Origin of the sequence: Natrinema pellirubrum DSM 15624 (genome assembly GCF_000230735.2) — an archaeon.
Taxonomy (GTDB): domain Archaea; phylum Halobacteriota; class Halobacteria; order Halobacteriales; family Natrialbaceae; genus Natrinema; species Natrinema pellirubrum.
On sequence record NC_019963.1, the window covers coordinates 192,586 to 216,920 of the forward strand.

Genomic DNA, 24,335 nt, shown 5'->3' on the forward strand with positions numbered 1-24,335 from the left:
TCTTAATTGTCACATTCGGGGTCGGTTGTGCGCTGGTCGGGAGCTGACGCTCCGCCATCGGTCTGGATCGGTGCCTCTTCGGTGTCCGTCTCTGTCTCAAGAGCCTGTTCGACGACTGCATCGAGGATTTCCGTTTTGCTGAAATCTTCTTCGAGGAGTTTGCTCGCCGTCTCAGCAGTGATATCGAGGCGGGTCGCAAGCGCGTTTTGTTGTGCTTCGGTTTCGACGAATTCCTCGAACGCGAGCAGTTCCGCTGAATCGTCGTTCATCGCCTGCTGGATGAAGGCCTGATCCGCTGGCTCGTAATCGATAACCCGCTTCTCGAACTCATCTGCGACCACGTGCAAGGGATAGGTGCCGTGTTCCTCAACGCGAACGAGTGCCTGACTGTAGCCGAGGTCCGCTTTCCCGGCGTCGGCACCTCTGACGTACTGGCGCTGTTCTTTCGTCAACCCGATTTTGTCGGCTGTCCGATCGTCAAGTTCAGGGAGTTTGTGGAAGACTTTGATCGGACACATCCCAATGATCTTCTCGGCCTGCTCGGTCTCATAGAACTCCTGGGCCGTCTGAGAGAGCAAGACCATCCGGAGGCCAGCGTGGCGTTGGTGGCGGAACGCCGTCTCGAGGAAGTCGAGATTGGCCTGATCCTCGAAGAGGTAGTGTGCCTCGTCGATCGCGAGTTCGACGTTCCGTTGGGTGTTCTTCGCCTGCTGGTAGATCGTCGATAGCAGTAGTTGCATTAGGAACGTCTGGCGGTCAATCCCCGAGGCGCTCCCCTCGATCTGACCAAGATCGATGTAGACGACCTTGTTGTCGCCCTCGAGGATATCGATCTCCGAGCGGTGGGAGAGGTTTTCGTAGGAGCCACCTTCGCGGAACGGCTGGAACGCAATCGCGAGTTCGTCCGCGTACTGTGCGGCACGTTCGCGAGCGGATTCGGATGCTGCAATGTTGTGTTCGTCCGGGTTCTCAGCGATATCACAGAGGATCCGGTGGATGTCCTGCATCGTCGGCGAGTTCTCTGATGTGTGCGTCGAGACGTCGTCCTCAACGATCCCTTCCTGTCGGTAGGCTTCGTCGATCACATACGAGAGGACACCAGTTTCGGCCCCGAGTTCGATATCACGAGCGTCGAGGAAGTTCTCGAGAACGGCGTAGACCTCGTCTTTCTTCGCCGAAAGGGGAGAGACCCCATCGCTGGACTCGAACACGTTCTGGGGCGTCTGACGGATCTCGAGGGGATTCAATTTCGTATCGCCCCCGACGGTGATTGTCTTCGCGTTCAGGGCATCTGCGATACCACGGAAGCCGCCGACTGGATCGACGAGGACAAGCATCGTGTCGGTGCGCCGCTTCATCATCCGCAGGTGGCGCATAATCCCACCGAACGTCTTTCCAGCGCCGGGCATCCCGACGACGAGTTCGCTGTGGCCCGTCTCGAGATTCCACGGATTGATGCGGATTGGAGAGCCATTGTGGCCGTGATAGCCGTACTCGATTCCGTCGTCCATCATCTGGTAGTTCGACGAGAACGGAAACATCGCGCCAATGGCCTGATTGGTCAGCGTCGACATTCGATCGCGACCGAGTTCGTTCCGACCGAGCGGTGAGACCGTTGCGAGTCCTCTCTCCTGCCATCGACTCGCGACTTTCAGCGTACAGTTGGCTGGTGCGTCTTTGATGATCGAGCGTAATCGAGTCGTCTGATTCTCGAGTTCCTGCTGACTCTCGGCAGCGAGGCGAATGAACACACCACCCCGATAGAATGACGCTTTGTTCGCTCGGACGAGCGACCGCATGTACTTCGCCTGGTCGATATCGTCCTGCAGATCTTCGGCTTTGAGACTGTTCGAATCATGCTGGTTGATCTTCAAATCCGAAATCCAATCTGCCATCATGTCTTGGGCCGACTGACTATCGAACGGATCGAGATGGATGCTGAGATCTGTCTGCAGATCTGTCTCGAGTAAGAGTCGCTCGAGAAGCCCATCGGATGGTTCCTCAGGGAACTGTTCGATCCAGAAGGTGCGAACGAACGTCTCGTCGTTGATCACGGCGTAGGTCGTCTCCCAATCGATCGACGACGGAGCAACCACTGACTGGTGCATCGTCGACGTGTCCGGCAGACAATCGGCGTCGGAAACCGACGGTTCGTCAGCAGTGTCTTCTTCATCGAGATCCTCGAGGGAGTACTCCCAGTCCGCAGTTTCGTCACTGCTGTCGTCCATCGCATCGATGACATCCTCTGGATCTGGCGTTGCTGGCACACCATCGCTGATGCCGTGAGAGACGACTGGGAACGTTCCGAGTGCGTTCGTGATATCGGCGTAGTCTTGCGATTGGCACGTCCAGTACTCCTTCGTGACTCGAGCGAGGTCATACGCGTCGACGGGGCTGATCGAACACCGATAGAGCGACGATCCACCTCGGCGGAGTTGTGCGAGTCGCGATTCGAGTTTCTCTTCTTTGAGTTGGTCGCGCTTGGACTCACTCAATTCCTCAGACTGAAAGCGACCGAAGAGTCGCCCGAGAACTGGTACATCTACGAGATAGGACAGTACACTATCACCGGTTTCATCGAACTGTTCGATGTCGCTGTCGGTCACCGAAGTGATGAGATAGTACTCTCGGATTGTCGTCTTTTCAGAGTCGATATCCCCATTTTCAGTCGTGTTGGAGGAGACGTACTCCTCGAGGAGGCGCTTCAGGACTGGCCGCGAGCGAACGTCAGTATCGCCAAGTCGATTCTGGTGTTCGCGAACGACGTCGTCTTCGTCGATTTCGCGGCTAGTGATGTAGATCTTCACGGGGAAGTCGACAGTCGAATTGACGAACTCTGAAAATGACTGCACGGCATTCGCCCAAGCCTCGTCGTCCTCGAGGGCCATATTCGCCGGTTCGACTTTCATCGCTCCGACGAGTGCGCCATCGGTTCGTTCGATGGCGTGTGGATACACCCGATTGAGACGGGTCAAATAGCGAACTTCGCTGTTGTCCTCGCCACCATGTGTGTACTCCTTGTTCTTGATCGCCCAGCCGAATCGAGCGATGAGCCATTCGGTGAGCCAGAGGTAGTCGGGTTTGACTTTGTGGAGGAGGAAGAGAAGGATAATGAGCATGATCCCGAACCCGAGAATAGGAATCGTCAGTGCAGAGGGGACGAACGTTGCTGCGATGACGGTGACGAACGCCACCGTGAGAAACAACATGAGTTCGCCGATCGTGTAGCCTTGGAAGAACGCTGTCGTGCCACCCAGTGATTGATGAATTTTCCGTGCATTGTACTCGCTGTCTGCTGTATTCGAACTCATCTGAATCACCACCTCGAGACCTTTTCTTTGGTGTTTCTGAGTCCTTGCTTGGCTTTGATCGACGTTTTTCGTGTGACCTGTTTGGCGTCGTCTTTGGCTTTGTCGCGCATCCGGCCCGAATCCGATTTCCGGAGAGTGTTATACTGGCGTGCATGGGCTTTCGTCGAGTTCGCTGATTGACCCAGCTTGTACGCTTTCGAACTGCCGCTCTCGAGTTTCGTCTGGCCGGTTTTGGTCACCGGACCGTACTTTCCGTTTGCGTAGCCCCGGTGGACGTTTCGGGCACCACGCACAGCACTCCCAGAGGCAGCTTTTGCTTTGCTAGCTCCAGCAGCAGCCGATGCCGGATTCGTGGCGGTAACACTCTTCTGGGCGATCGTCCGGACAGCAGGGCTGCTCCAGTAGACGGTCATGATCATCGCAATGATCGCGGCAGGAATCAGCGTCAACCCAATGAATAGCGCGAAAAGCTCATTTTGGCCGAGTGTCTCAATCCCACCGACTTCCCATCCAATTCGGAAGAGAAGCGCCGCTGGAACCCCAGCAAGTATGAGTCCGGGGTAAATCCCTGCTACTCGACGGGCCATATTCGCTGCTGGCGTGAATGGCCAGACTTCAAGAGCCCAGATAACGCCTAGGAGCGGCATAGTGACCGTCAGCACGAAAATTCCGATCCACCGGAGAGCAACGACGAATCCAGCAACAACTAGGAAGAAATTCGAGATGACAACCATTGCGAGAATCACAAACGTACCTCCAAGAGTCGCTTGAATAAGCCCACCAAGGCCTGCAGACATATCATCAACCGGAGCAATAGTCGTACCAATTGCGTCGACAAATTGCAACGGGATCGACACCAACGGGAACCAAACGAAGGTTCCCATAAATACGATCCCTAGCCGCCTCAGAAGGCGTTTTCGACGGTAATCACTCATCGAACCTGCTCGAAGGCCAATGAACGAGAAACAGATAATTACCATCATAATCGCTAAGGGCATGATATACGCCAGATACACATCCTGATACAAACTTGCCCAAGGCTCCCCACTTGGAGTCCCAACAACAATATACTGCGAGTCAGATTCCGGTGCCGGAACGCCGATAATAGGCTCTAAGAGTGCTCCGTAGATATCGTTTACCAGCCCAAGAATTGCGTCAGTGAACCTCTCAATAACGTTTTCAATCCCATCTTCGACTTGGTCCTGCAGCCATGGCATTTAGTTCTCACCACTAGTAGAATCCGAGTCAGTTGGACTGCCCTTGACAATCGTAAGGTCACAAGATTGGTCATCACCATACTCGATTTGCTGTGTGTACGACGGATCTGGTCCCACCTGAACGACAGCTGTCACTGTCATCGGTTCAGTACCTAACCTGCTACAGTCCACCGAACCTCCTGCACCACTCGTCTGGTAGATTTGGCCAAACGAATAGACAGTCGTCTCTCCGGGTGGCAAACGTATCTCATGATGATACGAGACTGTGTCGTCTCGACCTAACTTGGCGGCTGGTGCGCCTTTCCACTGAAGTTCGGTGAGTAGGGATGGAATCGTTCCCTTGTTCTCTATGACAACTGCCGCATACTCATCCCAGACTGGTGAGTTCTTGTCCCAGTCCATGTCTGGATTCTCTGCCGCCCAGAACACGTCGGTGATTCTGCACTCTGCATCGATCGAAATCGTCGTCGAGTCGAGTGGATCCTCGCTCTCGAGACTCTTGAGAGCGATGAGTTCGTACTCGCCAGTCGGAAGGTCGTCTTCATATCTGCCGAGAATCTCGAATGAGGCTTCAGTATCGTCTTCCTCGAGACGGGATTGGTCGAATAACTCGCCATTCGGATCGACGAGGTTGATGAATTCGGTTGCACTCTCCCCAGTGACTTCGACCTCGAGATTCTTCCCGTTCATCTCGACGTTCGCGAAGACATCACTGTCCTCGGTGTCGAGTCCAGAGCTATCCTCTGTACTATTGTTCGACGGACTCGTGGAGGAGTTTGACGTACAGCCAGCAAGTGCGGCGGTACTCAATCCGATACTGACAAGCACTGATCGGCGAGCGATACAACTCTCGTAAGTTGGATTGTTATCTGTCATCGGTATCTGTGAGTCCAAGGAACGTGCCGCCAGTCAGGTAGTCAAACCCGTAGACGGCTAGGACAACTGGGAGGAACCAGAGCAGCGTTACGAGCGCTAACTGGACGAGTTGAGCGAACTTCGGATACTTCGGTGGGATCTTCGCCCGATCCTCTGCAGTAGCGTACATCGTCTCTGCACGCCACCAATCCTCAGCAACGTATGTTCCGTCGACTACGAGCGATGGCCGTTCTTCGAGGTGGAGTCGAGCCATGCCACTGGCGTTGAGGGGAGCCGACTGGTTGCCGACTTCCACACGCCCAGTCGTCACTGGCTCTCCAGTTGCATTTTCCGTCACTGTTGCTTCGACGACTGCTCCCGAGGAATCGGCCTCGAGTACGGTCAGATTGAGATTGGTTTCGCGAACGATGCCGTCGTCCGCGAGCGAGACTGTTTGTGACTGGCCGCGAACAATGCCGTGAACGGTGACCGTGTCAAACGAATCGGCTGTAATCGATTCTGACTGCAGCGCCACGGACGATGAGTTTACGTACTGATCGACAGGGGTAACGTCGATTGCCTCAGCAAGGGACGGCCCAGCATGTTCACTCCCCCAGGCGTCTTCGATCTCGAGCGGTGGTTCGACCGTCTCCGTCGAGCCGCTCGAGACGTCCGGCTCCGCCTGCATGGGGACCGCGTAGAGCTGTGCCGGACGCACTGTGGAATTTGCTCGCGTCGTCTCGGTCTCTGTCCGTGAGACCATCGTGTGCCAGCCGGCGTCGCCGGCGGAATAGAAGCGCCAGTTCCCGCGAACTCGTATGTCATCGTTGGTCTCAATTGCCGACCAGACAGTACCTGGGTGAACGACAGCGCCCGTCTGCTCATCATCGGTTTCGAATGTCGTCTGGGTTCCAGTGGCAGTGTCGAATCGGTTGACAGTGGTGTTGCGCGAGTCGGTTACTGTGAGTTGTTCGAACGGATGGGTGAGTTCTGTCTCCCACGAGCCATCACAGGAGTCTGTACTCTGATTATACTCGTCACACGTCCGCCGTTCGTGGCGGAGTTGAGCAGAGATATCCACTTCAACTGTCAGCGTTGGGTCGCCTGACAGGCCGCTATACTCGAGGGTTGACTGGTGGCTGGTGTTGGAATCCAGTTGCTGACCAGCGGCCCGAAGCTCAACCTCTTCGAGTTCCGCTTCCTCGAGGGACCACTCCTCACGCACTGGGCCGCTCTCACGATCGTCTGGAACCGCGACTCGATAATCAGCTGTCGCAAGTACCTCGCCTTTCGGTGCGATATATGTAGTCGACTCGGTACCCGACTGGAGGACCGTCGATGGCTGAACAGCGAAGATGCTGGTGTGTGCGTCTTTGATGTACTGGCCATCCTCGAGGTCAGCCGACTCCGGATGAACTGACGTTGCTGCATCACCAGCAGCATACTCACCGAAATCGCCACGGTTCCACTGCTCGACATCCTCGATCGGGTCGTCGAACAGGTAGTCCGTCGACCTCGAAAGGCGCTGTGTGAATTCTGCAGACGACGACGCGTTTACATCGAAATCGTCACTCGAGAGGTTTTCCTGCTCTGTATCTTCTGACCACAGCAAATAGAACCGCGACTCGTTGACGCCGTTATCAGGCCCACTTGTAGGGACTGCTGTACTCGAGTGTGAATCCGCTGCGAGAATTGTGGTACTCGCAAGGCCAGCCACGAGACTACTCGTGCCGAGGAGGGCGACCACAACGAGCATCGAACGGGACGGGGCCATATGTGAAGGGGTCAGAATGGCTGCACGCAACTCGAGAACTCGAATCCCATCTGACTTCCAACATTGTCGATGAGTTCGGGCGAGATGAGCGCAAGGACGATGATGCCAAATCCAACACCCGACATCACCAGTCGCTCTTTGGCGGTGTTCTTTTTCTCAGGATTGCCGCCCGCACGCATGTACGAGAGCCCCGCTCGACAGACGTAGAAACCCGTTGCAGGGAGTCCAAGCCCGGCAATCGCCCCAAAGACGATCGTGATCCCTGTTTCGACGCCAGTTCCACAGTAGACATCACCGACATCCGACTGGGCAGCCGCTGAGCCAGTCATAATGACGAGGAATGAGATCCACATGGCGACTGGGGGAGCCTTCGACGTTGCTCGGGCAGACAGGGTTCGGAGTTGACCCGAAAACATGGATTGCTCATCAGGGCGTTTGGCAGACTGTTCAACGGAATCGGGAGTGGGACCATTATTCATACGGGGAAATATTTGCGTGGGGTGCGTCAGGCTGTGGCTGGTAGGCCTCATCGTTGGATAGCGATGCAATCAGGTCCTCGAGGTCGTACGTTGTATCACGACTCACATCGGCAACCAGTACGTCCCAGTCTCGAGGGGTGCTCTTGCACCCGATCAATCGTGTAGTCAGTGTGTCTCGAACCGACCTGGAGGCAGTAGTACTGCTACCCAACCTGAGGAACACTGCGTTGACGGATATGATTGGAATTCGTGTGTGGGAAGTCTTGCACAGCATTATTTTGCGTCTTAATGTAAGCACCAAAAACTCCTTATCGGTGCTACATAATAGTTACTATTGGGTCGTATTATTAGTAATTAAAGTATGAATGGCGTTCATCTATAGACATCGACTATTGTATTTGGGGTGAGCGATCTTTCCAATACAGCGGTCACCGTGGGGGAAGGGTGATCTACTATCCAATCAAATTAGAAGAAATAATATGATACAATACAAATATGGTGTTTTGATATGAGGTCTTGGACTTCAACCGCACAGCGAAACGATGGAAGATGGTGAAACGATTCCAGAAGATGTGAAAGCAGATCTGAAAGAAGTGATCGACGAGGCGGCTCGCTGCGAGCTGCCACGCTGCTCGCGAGAGTTCGGGATCGGCGTTGTCGTAGTGGACGCTGAACTCGGCCAGTGCGACTGCGACCAAGAGATCCTCCTATCGTTCAGTGAGCGCCGCCGGCGTTGGCCGCGGCTCCGTATTTAAAGAACAGTATGTGAAAAGTGCCGTGTGGCCCTCTCGTGGGTGCGTGACGATGACTGTGCCTCGAAGGCGTTGGGTCCACAACGACCATTACGCCGGCGCAACATCAGGCGAGTGCTGGCCGATTGGAATGTCGACATCGATCTCATCGTACCAGACGACCGGCCGCTTTGCACGGCCATTCTCCTCAAGGTCGACAAGGCCGCAATCGGCGAGTTCAGTGACGTTATCAGTCACTTCCGGCGGGTGACGGTCAACGGTCCGGGCGAGTTCACAAATGCTCTCAGGCTCATGGTCCGCGATTTCCTCGAGCAGTTCAAGGTTCGTCGGCCGGAAGATCCGGCCGAACGTCTCGAGGTCCGCAACGGAGAGCGTCGACGGCTTCGGGTCGACACCCTCATCGGCATCGAGAGCTGCAAGCGTGTCCTCGGGGTCGCTGCGGTCGGACGACGAATTGATTCGGATATGGAGTGTTTGGTCATGGCTTGGGATAGGGTTAGGTCGGTCACCAATCGGTTCGCTTGTCGAACAGAAGCGCCGACGCTAAGCATGATACAGTATCTGTAATCCCGGATAGTCGGCTTCGAATGTCCGTGAGCCGAGGTGCAGGTAGACACCGGGGTCATTGTTGAACCGGATTGATCACAGCAAGACGACATTCGGAATTGAAATTTAATTTAAGCAGAATCTATCTCGTTAAGGGCTTCCGTAGCAACATCGCCCAATTCGCCGGCCTCAATATGCGAATACCGTTCCCGCACCATTTCCTCGGAGTTATCAAGGTACCGGGCGGCAGCAGTGTATCCGAATGCCCGGACAAGAACTTCACCCATCCCACGGCGGCCGCCGTGGGGTGCGAGATAGTCGTGTTTCGGATGATCAATGTCGATCTCTGCGATATCTGAGAGTCGTTGGAGAATCGACCGTGCGCCATCCGTCGTAATCGACGGTGGCCGAATATCCTCGTCGAGCGCCAACAAGAGGTCTCGAGCAGACTCCTCTCGTAGGCCATCGATTGAATCTGGGTGTTCCCCTCGATCGGCTAGCTCTTCCTGCACGAGTCCCGCGAGCGTCCGCTGGTCGAACGTCGGGAACACCGGCCAGCGCTCGGTTGGTGGGTTCATGAGTTTCCGGTAGCTCCGCAGCGGCGAAATTACCGGGTCAGGGAGACTCGCTGCGTCCCACTGCTGTTTCTTCCGGTAGACATCCATACTCCCGTCCTCGAGCGAGATCTCCTCCCAACGGATCCCGCGCCGGCGCGGGTCGTTCGGATCTCGAAGCAGTTCCCCGACACGAACAGCTGTGTACGCGAGGACGAACACGAGGGTTCGGTCACGAGACGCCTTCAGCGCCTCGTATCGCGCTCGCTGCCTGTCAAGTGGATCAACATCCTCCGGAAGCGTCGTGTACGTCTCAATGGCGTTGCGGGCTCGCTCGTCGACATAGCGGGTGAGTGCGTGACGCTGTTCAGACGTCCAAGCCTGCTGGTCACCGGGCTTACGGCCGTCATCCTCGGGAAGCGGCGCCATCGCACTCGCCCGCTGGGCATAGTGGACTTCGAGGTAGCCCTCATTGACGCACCAGCCGCACCATGCAGAGATATAGCGGTAATAGGTTTGTACAGTATTCTGTTTGAGTCCTCGATCACCGGCGAGGTGACGAGCGTACTCGCGGAACACGTGTTCGTCGAGGTCCTCAAAGATGGGTTCTCGGTCGATGTCGTCAGCAACGATTCCGGTCCAATCGTCATCGCCGCGGTCGCCGGCGGCCCACCCAGAGAACCGTTCGAGTTCGCGTGCTGCGTTTCTTCTGTAGTTCCCGCCATCGCCACCGCGGCCCTTCCCTTTGTCTTGCAAGTAGCGATCGAAGGAACTGGCGAGTGACCGCCCGGTGCCTTCTCTAGATACTTTCTCGGAGGTCATGGTTCCCCGTTTGCGTATTGGTAGGTCGGACGGATCTCCTGAAGGAGGTCTTCGACGATTTCCCAGAGGATTAAAGAGGGTGTTCCGTGTTCGAACGTGATTCCCCACCGATCATCCTCCTCGGCGGCTGCATACTGGAAATGTGCCCGGCCGAGATCGGGGTGATCCTCGTCTTGGTGCCATCCAGCATGAAAGCCTGTGTTCGGGTCGGTGTAGTTGATACGGAACCAATCGTGGGGGTCCTGTCGGTACCATTTGATGGTTAGTTCCGGTGATTCAGGACCGGTAGGAGGATCAAGGAGGGTCGGATCGAAAATCGCCCGCAATTGCTTAGCCTCGATATCGTCTGGAACGTACTCGATTGCCGTGATCTGTGGGACACGGTCGAGGACATCCCGCTTCAGCTGGGCATAGAGATTCGCGTTCGGGTCACCACCGGGATGCGGGACCGACATCCGTTAGCTGCTGGCCTCAGCGGGCTCTGTCGTTGGGGACAGGAAGTCCCACTCGCGGATGGCGAACCCGACGATTTTGATGCGGCGCTGGAGATGCTCCCACTCACGAGCGATCTCACGTCGATAGTCTTCTTCGTCAGCGTCAAGGGTCTCGTTGGCGAGCGTCCCACGAAGCTGGTTCGGTGACTCGACATCGAACTTATCCTCCCAGTCACGGATTTGTGCCTTCATATCGGCGAGCCGATCCGTGAGTTCCTCGACAGTGTGACCGCTATCTCGAAGGCGCATTGCCTCTTGCATCGCCTGACGACGGTAATCGGGATAGTACGTAGTATGAGTGCCACTCTCATCACGGTGAAGGATCCCGTCGTCGACGAGTCGCTCGAGGGCGCGCTTGGTGGGTTCGTGTGACCAGCCCGCTTCAGACGCGATCCAGTTTGCCGTCCGCGGCTCCGACAGCTGCCGTGCGACCATCCGTACACGGTCTTCACCCGTGGTCTGACGGTCCATCAGGCTCTCAGAGTTTGATTTATCTTCGGTCATAAGCGACAGTTCGTGCCTTGTCTTAATATAGGTTGAGGTTGTTCGTTATATATCGATATAAGTTTCCAATCATTCTGTCGATGCACGCTAACTAAATTCAGAGCAAGGTGGCACCCCAGTCATAGCGTCTCTACCCGGGGAAGCGGCCTCACGAGGCGATTGCAGCATTCGTGCTTCACCGACGGCGGCGGGGTACTTCAAAGTGGTCGTGATTATTGGTGTAATCACGTCCAGACGCTTATTTGCCTAAAGTTCCGAATTCTGGCGGTAGTAGTGTTAATAGCCAAGAAACCGAATTTATAAATTATATATCGCTATATCAAAACTGAGCCGGCGGTCTCCACAACCTCGGAGGATGGGCTAGTTTTGGGTCAAATCTCCGTCGACTCGTGATGCTTCCCACTGAACAAGCGTCGATTTCGGACCTTAGCGGCCGTGTCTATCAAGCGAGCATGGGAAATTACGCGGATTCTGGCGCTGCTGAACGGTGTTGCCACTCCCGAGTGGCGAGCCCAGTGCGGAATCGGTCGCTCAGTCGGGTGGTATCAAAGCCGAGGCGACGATCTCGACACACTCACCGGCCGTCAGCACGGGCGCGTAATTCATTTCGCCGTCGACGCCCGCTTTCAGGAGAAAGTCCGTCAGCCGCCAGATATTATACAGTAACACCGCGAACACGAAATAGAACAGTCGAACTCGATAGTCCTTTGAGGACGTTTTCGCCAGAAAATCACCCTTGATACTCTTGTACTCGTTTTCGATCTGCCACCGATGGCTATACCGCCGACAGAAGGTTTCGGCCTCATCTGGCCCGGCTCGGAGGTTCGTTGCGAAGACAGTAGTTCCCTCACCGCTCGTTGACGGAACGTACAGAAACCGCATCGGATGCGAGCCGGCCTCGACGTGGACGGACGCGGATTCAACAGCGACCTCCTGGTTGTCCTCGTCCATCCGATCGATTACCTCGCGCTCGGAGCTGGTGATGCGCTTCGGGATGAGGTAGTTTACGTCGAGATTCGAGAGGGTCTGAAACACGCGCATGGAATCGAACTCGCGGTCGCAGAGGACCGTCTCGATGGGGACGTGCTCTTTCGCCCGCTTGACAAGCCGACGGACGACCCGGTGAATCCGGTTCGGCGGGTTCTCGTCCCATGCTGAACTCTCACGCACCGGCTCGACAGCCAGGACGAGCGGGATATTCCATCCGACAATCGAGAGTGTGGCGAATTTGAACGCCCGCCCCTCGCCGTCTTTCGTCCCGCTCACCATCGGCATCTCCTCGACATCCCCGTAGTAGGGAATGGTCGTGATGTCGATCGCAGCGGTCACTGGACGGTGGAACGAGGCTTCCGAGGCGATGACTGAGAGCAAGCGGTCCGTCGTCTCATTAAATCCGTTCACGAGATATTTGGGCTCGAATTGTTTGACGGCGCGGAGGTGGGTGTCGCCATGTGGGCCGTAGTCCTCACCACGCCGATACTGGAAGCGCGCGGCTCCTTGCGCGGTACCGCACCGAACCATCCCCATGAAGGTCTGCAACTCGAAGAACCGCGTGTCCTCGTAGGAGGCGTTCGCGGCACGGCCAGACTCGAAGTAACCGAAGGCGTGATCACGGGCGAGTCGCGTCGTCTGGACAATCTCGTCCTGTGAGAACGATTCATCCTCCGCTGAGTCCTCCTCTACTGGAGGCTCGTCGACGATCTCTGCTTTGGGTCGAATCTCAGGCGCAGGAATGTCGAAATCATGGACTTCCTTGACGACGAAGTGGGCCGCAGTCTGCACGTATTCGTGGACGGCATCGTCGAATCGATTCCGCCACGCCCGCGAAAATGCTGATGCGTCAGGGACACGGCTGAATCCCAAGAGAGTGGCCACCTCTGGTTGCCGTGATAGTCGTCGAGTGAACGCGGCGTAGGAGTCGCCCGTAATCTCCATGAAGACGAACGCGAGGACCATCGCGTGAAAGGAGAGTGGGGAAGGATGCCACGCTGGATAGCCATCTTCGATGGTATCAATCGAGTGATCTAGGTTCTCAAATATGGTGATGAGATCAGCATCTTGGAGATCGTTTCGGATGGCGATCCCAAGCTGGTACGCTTCACACAGATAGCGCGTTCGCGGACTCTCACTCGGGTGCGAGTTGCCAGAACCACTCATGTAAGGTACTGCGGAAGTTTACAAAATCAACGCTTCGAGTGTGGTGGGGCCTTCACCTGTAGATAGTCTGTGACCGACCGCCACAACAGATCACTTGAGTAGCGGGTTTCCGATACCGGCGGAATACAGTAGTGGCAACGATATTGCTGAATTGGTGTCATTCACGGTTATGTCCTTGAGTCCACCATCTTTGTCGGAACTGAACGCGGTCGAAGGATGCTGGAATCAACTGCTAGACTGGTTCAAACACCCGCTCATACCTAACCTGTCCACGCTGAAAGAGCATATTTTGAGAGGACTCAATGTGGTCAACGAACTATACCTCTGGACGCATTTGACTGGTAAAGAAATTCGTCTTAATCACTATCAGAAGTCGTGTTCGGCCGGGCCCGCGTCAGTCTTTTGTATGATGATCGTGTCCTCTCGGACACGGACATACACCTCGTCGCCGATATCCATCCCCGCGACCGCTAGCTCGTCCTCGTGAAGGTTGATGTGCACGTTGTGGACGTGCCCATCCTCGTCCTTCGCGCCGCTGGGACTAAGCGTCTTTTTGCGTACCATCGCCGTCTCCTATACGCCGAGTTGGCGTGTTGCGTACATAACTGTTCCCCACGGCCGCTGTTTCTCTTGAGGTAGTCTGCCGGCCTTGGGTAACGGCCCGGACCTGGACCTCATCCTTCCAGCCGATACTAACGTCATTTCGAGGTTCTCTGTAGCAGTAGATAGTAGCGCCATTTCTTTATTTAGAACTGGTAGTAACTCCGATAATAGCACAGGTAGATGATTGAGTGCTCGGCCAGGTGAACGAGGGCGTCGTTAGGGTTCGAGACGTAGAGTTCCTCGGCGTCTGGGTCCCATTTCACGTCGACGTTATAGACGGGTCGCCACTCACCGTACTGGTTGGTGACACGTACGAACCACTCACCGTCGTTACTTTTGGGCCCGTCGTAGGTGTTCTTCTTATGCACGTTGATGAACTGCGTTTCTGTGTAGTACGGCATGCTGGAGTAGGGTTTCCACTCATCCTGGATGGGAATCGCGTTGTAATCGGAGAGGTTCGTGATGTAGACACCGCTTGTTGTGGAATACCGAAGCGATTGCGAGGGTGACAGTGTAGCCCGCCCGAGGTCGACTGGGTAGGCCGGGTAGTCGTTCTCGAAGTAGCCAGTGTAACTGACATCCGCGGGATCGACATCCACGTCGTTGTTCGCGAGGACACGATAGGTTTCGTCGTAGGTCTTATCAACACCAGGCTCGGCGCTCGGAATGTCATAGATTAGGTCGAGACCCGCGGCGTAGACAACGGTGATGGGTGCGATAACGAGGCTGGTCGCTAAGAGGACGGTCACGAAGAGACTGAATCGCTGTGACCGGCCCCGGAGAGCGTTCGCGAGGGGACTCGTTGTAGGACAGAATTTCAGCGAATCGTGGTGGTCGGTTATTTAATCCCAGATCCGATATTGGCTAACGATGGGAACGGAGCAGGGAGATCGATCACCGGCTACGAGTTTAGGGCTGCTGGACGCGACGATGGTCGGCATCGGCGCGATGATCGGTGCGGGAATCTTCGTCCTGACCGGGCTCGCTGCCGACATCGCAGGCCCAGCTGCGCTTCTCGTGTTCGCCCTCAATGGGGGTGTCACCACCTTCACCGCGTTGTCCTACGCTGAACTGGCGAGCGCGATCCCGAAGAACGGGGGCGGGTACGCCTTTGTCCGCGAGACGTTCTCCTCGCCCGTCGCGTTCGTGATGGGGTGGACCCGGTGGTTCACGTACACGGCCGCCGGTGCGCTGTACGCGCTCGGCTTCTCGTCAAACTTCGTCGGGTTCGTCCACCTCTACTGGACGGGGCTGCCGTCAGGGCCGGTCTGGTACGTCGGCTACGCACTGCTTGCTGTCGTCTCGTTCGTCGCGCTGAACGCCCTCTCGACGGAGGCCAGCGGTGGCGCGGAGACGCTCGTGACGCTCGTGAAGATCGCGATTCTCGGGGTATTCATCCTCTTCGGCATCAGTGCCGTGTCGTCGGCGACGTTCTTCGGCATCGACTCGGGAACAACGCCGAGTCTGTCGGATTTCTTTTCGAACGGGGCGATGAAGGTTCTGCCGGCAATGGGGCTGACGTTCATCGCGTTCCAGGGATACGATCTCATTGCGACGGTCACCGAAGAAGTCGAGAACCCACGGAAAAACATCCCACGAGCGATCTTCATCAGTCTCGGCGTGACGGTTCTGATCTATCTCTTGGTCGTCGGCGTCGCTCTCGGGACGCTCGGGGCGCCACGAGTGGGTGAGGCCGGCGAGCAGGCGGTCCTCGAGGCTGCGATCAGTTTCATGCCAGACATCGGCCTGTTTGGCGCCTCGATTGGGGCAGCGCTCATCGCGTTCGGCGCCGTCTTCTCGACGATCAGCGCGCTCAATGCCGTCGTAATCGGCTCCAGCCGCGTGGCCTTCGCTATGGGTCGAGAAGGACAGTTACCGACCCGGTTCGGGAATATTCACCACAAGTACGGGACGCCGTTCGCAGCACTGATGGCGAGTGCGGCAATCATGCTCGTGGCGACAGTCTTCGCCCCGATCAGTCTCGTCGGCAATCTCGCGAGTCTGTTCTCCCTGCTCGGATTTACTGTCGTGAACCTCGCGGTGATCAAGCTCCGCCGAGAGCAGCCGCATCTCAACCGGCCGTTCGAGATTCCGTTCTATCCGATTCCACCGATCCTCGGCTGCGTGCTCAACCTTCTCCTTGCTGCGTTCATTTCGCCTCTGACGTGGGCTATCGCGGTCGGATGGCTCCTGTTCGGTGCCGTCATCTACGTCGGGCTCAACCCAGCGCAGATCCGTGGGATCCTCTCAAGAAACCATCGACTCGGTGACTGAACCCAGTACGGAGTCGGATATGAGAAAGACACGTACTATTTTTGTGATCCGGATTCAAACTCAGCTATGAGCAGAGACCTTCGCATCGTCATCGTCGGTGGTGAGCACGTCGGGTACCATACTGCACAGCGATTAGATAATCGCGGCCACGACGTCATAATCATCGAAAAGGACGAAGACCGTGTGGAGTTCCTGAGCGACCAGTATATTGCCTCCGTGATCCAGGGGGATGGGGGTCGCCCGAGCGTTCTTCGAGAAGCGCGCCTAGAGCAAAGTGATGTCATCGCGGCGCTCACAAGTTACGGTGCGATGACAAATTTAGGGATCTGTATGACGGCCCAGCGGATCGCCCCGGATATCAAGACGGTCGCCCGGATCGACCACGGCGATCACGAGGAATACGAGGAGATGATCGACGCAGTCGTGTACCCCGAAGAGTTGGCCGCCCACGCAGCAGCCAACGATATCATCGATGTTAGCGGCGGTGGTGTGCGGACGATTGAGGAGGTCACTAATCAGTTGGAACTGATCGAGATTGAAGTCGCCGAGGGAGCGCCAGCAGCTGGAAAGTCATTAGAGGCAGTTTCGTTCCCCCGAGGATCACTCGTCGTCGCCGAACAGAGCACGGGGTCGTTCCCGGGGCCGGATATGGTATTTGAACCCGGCATCCAGTACATTTTAGCAGTCCGAACAGACGTGACTGACGAGGTAGTTCGACTTCTCCGGGGATAACGGAGGGAGCGACGCACAGCATGCACCGCACGTCGAAACTGCTCCGGAGAGAGCCGGCTATACGCTCGGTCGACAATAATGCTCTGGATGCCTTGTTCGAGAATCCCGACAGACATCTTTTGATGGCTTAACGGTGGATAGCTCAAACGTACAACAGCGGCACCATCACTACGCCCCCGACAAGGGCTCCACCTGCGAGTTCGCGGTAGCCGCCGTGAGGAAGGTCGACACCGGTTTCGAGGGCTTCGGGAATAAATTCCGTGAGGACAAGGTAGATCATTGCACCCGCAGCAAAGCCAAACCCAAACGGGAGGAACGCCTGAGCCCAACTCACGAAGGCGAAGGCGATAACGGCACCAATCGGCTGCGGGAGGCTCGAAAACACTGCTGCGCCGACCATACGCCACTTTGATAGTCCCATCTCGCGCATCGGAATCGCGATTGCAGTCCCCTCAGGGATGTTGTGAATCGAAATAGCGAGCGTCATAAAGACGGCCAACAGTGGTATTGCGACGCCGAAGACATCCATCCCGCCCCCGATGCCGAGTTCTGCAAAGGAAACGCCGACGGCGACACCTTCGGGGAAGCTGTGGACAGTCAAGATCCCGAGAACTAACACTAACGTCTTCAGGTCGCCGTCAGCAAACGCTTCGGCTTCCAACCGGGTATCGTCGTCATCCTGATCGCTTGTAAGATCAATTCGGTCGAGTACACGTTCGGAACCTTCGACCAGGACAACCCCAGCCAAGAGACCAGCTAGCATCAGCATCGGAAGTCCCTCGTCGGTGTACTGCAACCCCTCGCTAATCAGGCCGAACAGCGACGCTGCGACCATGATGCCAGAGGCAATCCCCCAGAGGCCAACATTCCATCGGTCACTGAACTCCTCGACAAAAAAGAACGGAATAGCCCCCAACCCAGTGGCCAGCGCAGTTGCGAGACCGGCAACGAACACGAGCGTGATGTTGCTCAAGAACCCCATAGTGGATATGTACTTATCTCGGCAAAGAAGCTTTGGAAACACAATATCTGTTTTTGACAATCCTAAAAATCTGTTATAGAGACTATTCTCGAAACGTTACGAGTCGGTCAGGAGCTGTCGAAGGACGTAGTGCAGAATACCGCCGTGTTCGACGTATCGCACCCCAGCAGGGGTCCCAACCTGGGCCGTCACCGGGAACTCCACAGTCGATCCGTCCGAGCGCTCTGCGGTAACCGTCAGTTCGGCCATCGGCTCCAGCCCGTCGTCCAATCCGCCGATGGTGAATACCTCCGAGCCGTCTAGGCCGAGGGATTCCCAGGTGTCGCCCTCGTCGAACTGCAACGGCAGGACGCCCATGCCGACGAGATTGTCCCGGTAGATGCGCTCGTAGCTCGCGGCGATGGTCGCACGAATCCCGAGGAGGTCGGTTCCCTTCGCCGCCCAGTCACGACTCGACCCGGTCCCGAACTCTTCGCCCGCCATCACGACGAGGGGCGTCCCATCATCGCGGTAGCGCTGGCTGGCCTCGAAGACGGTCGTCTGCTCACCCGTCGGGTGATGAATGGTGTAGCCGCCTTCGACGTCGTCGAGCATCTGGTTCTCGATGCGGACGTTGGCGAACGTCCCACGCATCATCACCTCGTGGTTGCCCCGGCGAGCACCATAGGTGTTGAATTCGTGGGGTTCGACGCCCTGCTCCTGAAGCCACTCGCCGGCGGGTACGTCGGTGCTGAACGGGCCGGCTGGACTGATGTGGTCGGTGGTGACGGTGTCACCGAGCGTCATGAGACTGCGCGCGTCCTCGACGTTGTCCACGCCGGGCTTCTCGATGGGGAAGTCCTGGAAGAACGGCGGGTCGCGGATGTACGTCGACTCTTCGTCCCATTCGTAGACGTCGCCGGTCGGGGCCTCGAGGGCGTTCCAGTTCTCGTCGCCTTCGGTGACGGCGGCGTATTTCTCCTGGAACATCTCCTTGTGGACGCTGGCTGTCATGACCTCGTGGATCTCCTCCTGGTCGGGCCAGATGTCCGCGAGGTAAACCGGCTGGCCGTTGGGATTGTATCCGAGCGGGTCCTCTTCCATGTCGATGTCGACGCGGCCCGCGAGACCGAACGCGACGACCAGCGGCGGGCTGGCGAGGTAGTTGGCGCGGATCTTCGGGTGAATGCGCGCCTCGAAGTTGCGGTTCCCGGAGAGCACGCTCGTCGCCCAGAGGTCGTGTTCGTCGATGGCATCCTCGACGGAGTCGGAAAGCGGTCCGGCGTTCCCGATGCAGGTCGTACAGCCATAGCCGACGACGTGGTAGCCGAGCGCCTCGAGGTCGCCGAGCAGATCCGATTCCTCGAGGTACTCGGTGACGACCCGGCTCCCGGGGGCCAGGCTGGTCTTGACGTGCGGCGGGACGTCGATGCCGGCCTCGACGGCGTTCCGGGCGAGTAGCCCGGCAGCGATCATCACGGAGGGGTTGGAGGTGTTCGTACAGCTGGTGATGGCGCTCACCGCGATCGAGCCGTCGCCGAACTCGGTCGTCCGACCGTTCGGCATCTCGATCTCGTATTTTTCGTCGAGGTCGCCGTCGTCGACCTCGTCTGCGAGTAGTTTGCGGAACTGCGTTTCCATGTCGCCCAACGCAATGCGCTGGTTCGGTTCGCTCGGCCCCGAGAGGCTGGGCTCGATGTCGCCGAGGTCGAGTTCGACTTCCTCGGTGTATTCGGGGTTCTGCTCGCCGAACAGTCCCTGTTCGTCCAGGTACTGCTGGACGACATCGATGTGGTCGGGATCGCGCCCGGTGAGTTCGAGATACTCGAGGGTGGCCTCGTCGACCGGGAACATGCTGATGGTCGATCCCTGTTCGGGTGCCATGTTCGAGATGGTCGCCCGGTCGGCGACGGTCAGCTCGGAGACGCCGGGCCCGTAGAACTCGACGAACCGATCGACGACGCCGACCTGCCGAAGTCGTTCGGTGACGTGAAGGACGAGGTCAGTCGCCGTCGCCCCGTCGGGGAGTTCACCCGTGAGTTTGACGCCGACGACCTCGGGGAGGGTCATCGTAATTGGCTGGCCGAGCATGGCCGCTTCGGCTTCGATGCCGCCAACGCCCCAGCCGACGACGCCGATGCCGCCGATCATCGGTGTGTGGCTGTCGGTTCCGACGAGCGTGTCTGGGATCAGCCAGTTCTCGCCGTCCTGCTCGCGCTCGTGGACGACCCGCCCAAGATATTCGAGGTTCACCTGATGGACGATGCCCGTTCCCGGCGGGACGACGCTGAAGTCCTCGAAGGCGTTCTGGGCCCACTTCAGCGCCCGATACCGTTCGCTGTTGCGCTCGTATTCGAGTTCGACGTTTTTGTCGTAGGCGTCTTCGCTGCCGAAGTAGTCGACCTGGACGCTGTGGTCGATGACCAGATCGATTGGGACCTCGGGTTCGACGAGGGTTGGGTCGCGGTCCTTGCGTTCGACGGACGACCGGAGTGCGGCAAGGTCCACGACGGCGGGGACGCCGGTGAGGTCCTGGAGGACGACCCGTGAGGGTTGGAACGGGATGTCGGCGTCGGACACGTCCGGTTGCCAGCCAGCGAGGCCACGGACATCGTCCTCGGTAACGTCCTCCCCATCGACGTTTCGGAGGACGGATTCGAGCAGGATTCGGATGCTGACCGGCAGGTCATCGAGGTCACAAAGGCCCTGCTCTTCGAGGACCGTGAGGTCCGCTATCTTGTAAGTCGTTCCGTCGGCTTCGAACTCGCGGATCGCCTCGAATGGATTCATAGCTTGGAAGATAGTTCAGTGGGTGTCTCTTTATAACTGTGGATACCGCGGTGCAGCGGGGTCACGCTCTCTCTGTTCGGAGTCACACTCTGTTCGATGTCACGTGATGTTCGGGTCGAGGCGCTCGCGCTCGATTGGCCCGAGAACGACGAGAATCGGAACGAAAAGCAGGCCCGCAACCACGAACGGCGACTAGTACGCCACCGCGACGTACAGCAGCCCAGCGACTACTTGACCGAACGTTCAGGCGAGACCGCTGGCCGATGGCGTGAGTCCGAACGCCCCACCTTGGGCCTCGACAGTCGCGTTCAGCGAGACGTTCGTGAGCGCGTTTTCGACCGCGAGCGGTGTCGAGATCACGGCGAGTGCCACCGCGCCGGACTCGACCGGACCGATTGACGGAACGAACGACCACGATAGCGAGAACGGAACAAGTACGAGCGTCACAACCTGGATCGCCGCGCCGGCGAGCGCGAGATGGTATTCACAAGTCACAAGGGCGGTTGCTCGGTAGTTGAATGAGGAGTGTAAGTGTTGAATCGATATCCAAATAGAAGCCAGCTCGCTCACTCTCATGGCGAACGTTCGCTCGCCCACGTTCGAACGATTGGGACTTGAAGACAGCTCAGAAATCCAAGTACGGATTCCGCAAGATTCGAATCACTTGATTCCGGAGCTCGAGTAGTTTCGAGGAGAGTACTGACCGATTCGCGTCTTGGCGAAGTACTTGGAGGAGAGAAGCCTATGCATTGAGACGATCAGCCTCAACTTTTGGTATTACTTGGTTCGTCGTCGAGGACTTCTATCAGATAGACGATCGGAGCGGCCCGGTTCACAGACGACATGTTGTGATTCGTGGTTAACTATCACACAATGCCACGAAATCCCCGAATCGGGTGTATTGGGAGTCTCGGTGCCATCGTTTTTTAGTTGATCGCGTACTCTGCTCAGTCATGTATGTGTTAGTGCCGATAGACGGATCCGAATGTAGTCGTCGTGCCCTCAGGCACGCAGTCGATGTTGTCACAGCTCGTACTGGTAGAATCGATGTGGTTCATTTCACGGATATTCGTACCGAGGCGACCGACGACGTTATCGAGGCTGCGGAGGAGATTTTTACGACGGCCGGTGTCGAGGGCGAGACGGAGATCATCACGGACACTCAGGTGAGTAAACCCCGATCCTCGACACACATCGGGAAGCGTGTTCTGCAGCTCGTCGATGACCGCGAGTACGACCACGTGATTATGGGGCATCATGGGACTGGTGCCGTAGGAGAACTCATTCTTGGGAGTACGGCGAAAACCGTGATTGAGGCTGGTACCGTTCCTGTCACTGTCGTGCCCTGAGTGGATGTGGGTACTCACGAGCCGCGGACATAGAACCGCTTAACTGACGGGCTACAGAACGCTGAGATGATGATCGGTGGCACTCTTGAGCTACCCTTGTTGGTCAGCTTTCGGGTTATCGAAAATCTTGGATTGCTTATCACGTCATTCCTCCTCTTGTTACTCGGCGCCGAGATCTTCACGAACGGTGTCGAGTGGCTTGGACATCGACTGGGTGTCTCGGAGAGCGCAACGGGTTCGATTCTGGCAGCGGTCGGGACGGCGCTTCCCGAGACGATGATCCCGGTGATCGCTATCATCCATGGGTTTCTGACGGGTGATACTGCAGCTGCAGACCATGTCGGCGTTGGGGCAATTCTTGGAGCACCGTTTATGCTCGCAACGATTGCTATGTTTCTAGTTGGGGCAAGTGTTCTGTACTTCTCGGAACGACGCCTTCACGGTCAGGAGTTTCACTTTAATGCGGCCGCAACGCGCCGTGACCTCCGATTCTTTCTCATTGGGTTCTCTCTGGCGTTGCTGGCCGCTGTTCTCCCGTCGAACCTGTCTCTTGGACCAGTCCCTGTTACCGTCGGGATCGCAGGGGTGCTGGTCGGACTCTACGGTCTGTACGTGTATCGGTCGCTCCAGCACGGCGAACTTATCGCAGATGACGGACTCGACTCGCTGTATGTCGGCCGCATCGTCGAACGAAGCGAGGATCTTCTGTCGGATACTGCTTCATCAAGCAATCACGGTAGTGACCCGCATCGCGGGCTGGTCTTCGTCCAGACGCTTCTCGCACTGGTCATTATCGTCGCCGGCGCCCAACTGTTCGTAACTGAGGTCCAGTATTTCTCAGTCACCGTCTTGCATTTTCCCCCTGCCATCTTGGCGTTATTACTCGCACCACTCGCCACCGAGCTCCCCGAGAAGTTCAACAGCATCATCTGGATTTCGCGGGATAAAGACACTCTCGCGATCGGGAACATCACCGGGGCGATGGCGTTTCAAAGCACCCTCCCTGTGATGCTCGGGGTTCTGTTCACATCGTGGAATCTCACATTTACGTGGGGCACGACTGGCTTTTTGAATGCCTTCTCGGCTATCTTGGCGCTACTGAGCGGGGCGATTCTGTACCACCGAGCGGGGTCGGTCGGGGATGCAAATATGCAACCGTTGCCCTTTTTCGTAGGCGGAATCCTGTATCTCATCTTTATCATCGTCGTTCTATACCATGTTTTTTATCTGGGTATCTCCGTCAGTTGAGATCCTCACTGATTGGGATACGGTACAGCACATATGAGACCGATTCAAGCTGAACTTCATCTCGTCCGAGACAGGTCGCGGCGATAGCTCGTCGATCCAAAGAGGGAGAGTGACCACGTTTATTAGCGGGCAGACCCTGTCTTCCGGTAGAACAAAACAATGGGATGCAAGGTCGACCCCATCATCGAACGCCACTCGCTGACCGTGCCTGATCCGGGCTACGAGTCGGTCGACGAGTATCTGGTGGCGCGATGGACTGGTGCTGACGGGCGGTCTTCTGTCGGGTACAAAACACTCACCGAATGGTTCAATAAACGGCTATTGAAGCGGTTATACGAAGATCACAGTCGAGACACGGTAAGTGCACACCTCGATCGCGAGTACGAGCTCATCACCGGCGACGAGGACCTCCAACGGGATGAATTGGCGGCGGATATCGCGACGGATGGTTTCGATATCGACGAACTCGCCACGATGATGGTATCGTGGAGTACGATGCGGCACCACCTCAAGGACTGTCTCGGAGCCGAGAAAGACACGTCCACCGCAGAGACGGATTGGGAGTCGAACACCGTCCAGATGGCCCGAGAACGAGCGACAGAGAAAGCCCAGTCAGTCCTCTCGTCCCTCCATTCGAAGAACCGCCTTCGGGACGCAGACCAGGCCGAGGTCGATGTGCAGGTCAAACTCCGCTGTCCGGAGTGTTCGGTCCGAGTGCCATTCGAGGATGCAGTTGAGCGCGGCTACGTGTGTCGTACGCACGCCGAAACTCCGTCTGAAGAACCGGAGAGGGAGCGCGTTCAGAATCAGTATTCGTCGCTGGCACTCTCGTACGTCGCCATAGAGGCGCTTCAGGCGGTGGTCTCTGGAGAACCGTTCCTCCTCGAAGCTGCCACGATCGCTGCTTTCTAAT

The 24,335-nt window shown here is 57.0% G+C and carries 21 protein-coding genes; 6 read left to right on the plus strand and 15 right to left on the minus strand.

Annotation, left to right across the window (positions count from 1 at the left end; genetic code table 11):
• Positions 1-2: 2 nt before the first annotated feature.
• From NATPE_RS20600 to NATPE_RS20620, 5 genes are read right to left on the minus strand one after another with little or no spacing between them, the layout of a single operon-like run.
• A complete protein-coding gene (locus NATPE_RS20600) occupies positions 3-3,311 on the minus strand; it encodes a VirB4 family type IV secretion system protein (RefSeq protein ID WP_015299338.1) in 3,309 nt (1,102 codons plus the stop codon).
• 5 nt (positions 3,312-3,316) lie between these two features.
• On the minus strand, positions 3,317-4,528 hold the full coding sequence (locus NATPE_RS20605; protein WP_006182427.1) for a hypothetical protein: 1,212 nt from the start codon (positions 4,526-4,528) through the stop codon (positions 3,317-3,319).
• Positions 4,529-5,356 (minus strand): hypothetical protein, encoded by an 828-nt coding sequence (locus NATPE_RS20610; RefSeq protein ID WP_006182428.1) that lies wholly within the window; start codon positions 5,354-5,356, stop codon positions 4,529-4,531.
• 37 nt (positions 5,357-5,393) lie between these two features.
• Complete coding sequence (locus tag NATPE_RS20615) at positions 5,394-7,139, minus strand: hypothetical protein (protein WP_006182429.1); 1,746 nt, start codon at positions 7,137-7,139, stop codon at positions 5,394-5,396.
• 29 nt (positions 7,140-7,168) lie between these two features.
• Entirely contained in the window at positions 7,169-7,510 is a 342-nt protein-coding gene (locus tag NATPE_RS20620; protein ID WP_006182430.1) for a pilin, read from the minus strand.
• Positions 7,511-8,178: 668 nt separating this feature from the next.
• Here NATPE_RS20620 and NATPE_RS22505 point away from each other — a divergent pair.
• Positions 8,179-8,391, plus strand: a complete 213-nt coding sequence (locus NATPE_RS22505) for a hypothetical protein (RefSeq protein WP_157557371.1) — start codon at positions 8,179-8,181, stop codon at positions 8,389-8,391.
• Positions 8,392-8,478: 87 nt separating this feature from the next.
• On the opposite strand, the gene NATPE_RS23185 is transcribed toward NATPE_RS22505, so the two are convergent.
• From NATPE_RS23185 to NATPE_RS20660, 7 genes are all read right to left on the minus strand, one after another.
• Positions 8,479-8,880 carry an HVO_A0114 family putative DNA-binding protein gene (locus NATPE_RS23185; RefSeq protein WP_081597664.1) on the minus strand — a complete coding sequence of 134 codons (402 nt, stop codon included), beginning with the start codon at positions 8,878-8,880 and terminating at the stop codon, positions 8,479-8,481.
• Positions 8,881-9,065: 185 nt separating this feature from the next.
• Entirely contained in the window at positions 9,066-10,310 is a 1,245-nt protein-coding gene (locus NATPE_RS20635; protein WP_006182433.1) for a phage integrase SAM-like domain-containing protein, read from the minus strand.
• Positions 10,307-10,765 carry a hypothetical protein gene (locus NATPE_RS20640; RefSeq protein ID WP_006182434.1) on the minus strand — a complete coding sequence of 153 codons (459 nt, stop codon included), beginning with the start codon at positions 10,763-10,765 and terminating at the stop codon, positions 10,307-10,309. Before NATPE_RS20640 ends, NATPE_RS20635 begins: the two co-directional genes overlap by 4 nt.
• A 3-nt stretch (positions 10,766-10,768) precedes the next feature.
• On the minus strand, positions 10,769-11,308 hold the full coding sequence (locus tag NATPE_RS20645; protein WP_006182435.1) for a DUF7342 family protein: 540 nt from the start codon (positions 11,306-11,308) through the stop codon (positions 10,769-10,771).
• 531 nt (positions 11,309-11,839) lie between these two features.
• Positions 11,840-13,465, minus strand: a complete 1,626-nt coding sequence (locus tag NATPE_RS20650) for a transposase (RefSeq protein WP_015299341.1) — start codon at positions 13,463-13,465, stop codon at positions 11,840-11,842.
• Between the two features lie 366 nt (positions 13,466-13,831).
• Positions 13,832-14,029, minus strand: coding sequence for a hypothetical protein (locus tag NATPE_RS20655; protein ID WP_006182437.1), 198 nt, complete (start codon positions 14,027-14,029; stop codon positions 13,832-13,834).
• A 182-nt stretch (positions 14,030-14,211) separates the two neighbouring features.
• The gene (locus NATPE_RS20660) at positions 14,212-14,817 is read right to left on the minus strand and encodes a hypothetical protein (RefSeq protein ID WP_006182438.1); all 606 of its coding nucleotides are present in this window, start codon (positions 14,815-14,817) and stop codon (positions 14,212-14,214) included.
• A gap of 121 nt (positions 14,818-14,938) precedes the next feature.
• Here NATPE_RS20660 and NATPE_RS20665 point away from each other — a divergent pair, with 121 nt between their 5' ends.
• Positions 14,939-16,342, plus strand: coding sequence for an APC family permease (locus NATPE_RS20665; RefSeq protein WP_006184178.1), 1,404 nt, complete (start codon positions 14,939-14,941; stop codon positions 16,340-16,342).
• A gap of 66 nt (positions 16,343-16,408) precedes the next feature.
• Positions 16,409-17,074 carry a potassium channel family protein gene (locus NATPE_RS20670; protein WP_006182440.1) on the plus strand — a complete coding sequence of 222 codons (666 nt, stop codon included), beginning with the start codon at positions 16,409-16,411 and terminating at the stop codon, positions 17,072-17,074.
• Between the two features lie 142 nt (positions 17,075-17,216).
• On the opposite strand, the gene NATPE_RS20675 is transcribed toward NATPE_RS20670, so the two are convergent.
• The 3 genes from NATPE_RS20675 to NATPE_RS20685 all read right to left on the minus strand — a co-directional run bounded on the left by NATPE_RS20675 (position 17,217) and on the right by NATPE_RS20685 (position 21,320).
• Complete coding sequence (locus NATPE_RS20675; protein WP_006182441.1) at positions 17,217-18,056, minus strand: ZIP family metal transporter; 840 nt, start codon at positions 18,054-18,056, stop codon at positions 17,217-17,219.
• A gap of 96 nt (positions 18,057-18,152) precedes the next feature.
• Positions 18,153-20,825, minus strand: a complete 2,673-nt coding sequence (gene acnA, locus NATPE_RS20680) for an aconitate hydratase AcnA (protein ID WP_006182442.1) — start codon at positions 20,823-20,825, stop codon at positions 18,153-18,155.
• A 243-nt stretch (positions 20,826-21,068) separates the two neighbouring features.
• The gene (locus NATPE_RS20685; RefSeq protein ID WP_006182443.1) at positions 21,069-21,320 is read right to left on the minus strand and encodes a hypothetical protein; all 252 of its coding nucleotides are present in this window, start codon (positions 21,318-21,320) and stop codon (positions 21,069-21,071) included.
• Positions 21,321-21,778: 458 nt separating this feature from the next.
• On the opposite strand from NATPE_RS20685, the gene NATPE_RS20690 reads away from it, so the two are divergent.
• The 3 genes from NATPE_RS20690 to rdfA all read left to right on the plus strand — a co-directional run bounded on the left by NATPE_RS20690 (position 21,779) and on the right by rdfA (position 24,334).
• Positions 21,779-22,174, plus strand: coding sequence for a universal stress protein (locus tag NATPE_RS20690; RefSeq protein WP_015299343.1), 396 nt, complete (start codon positions 21,779-21,781; stop codon positions 22,172-22,174).
• A gap of 66 nt (positions 22,175-22,240) precedes the next feature.
• Positions 22,241-23,422 (plus strand): sodium:calcium antiporter, encoded by a 1,182-nt coding sequence (locus NATPE_RS20695; RefSeq protein WP_006182445.1) that lies wholly within the window; start codon positions 22,241-22,243, stop codon positions 23,420-23,422.
• Positions 23,423-23,581: 159 nt separating this feature from the next.
• Positions 23,582-24,334, plus strand: coding sequence for a rod-determining factor RdfA (gene rdfA, locus NATPE_RS20700; protein WP_006182446.1), 753 nt, complete (start codon positions 23,582-23,584; stop codon positions 24,332-24,334).
• Position 24,335 lies beyond the last annotated feature (1 nt).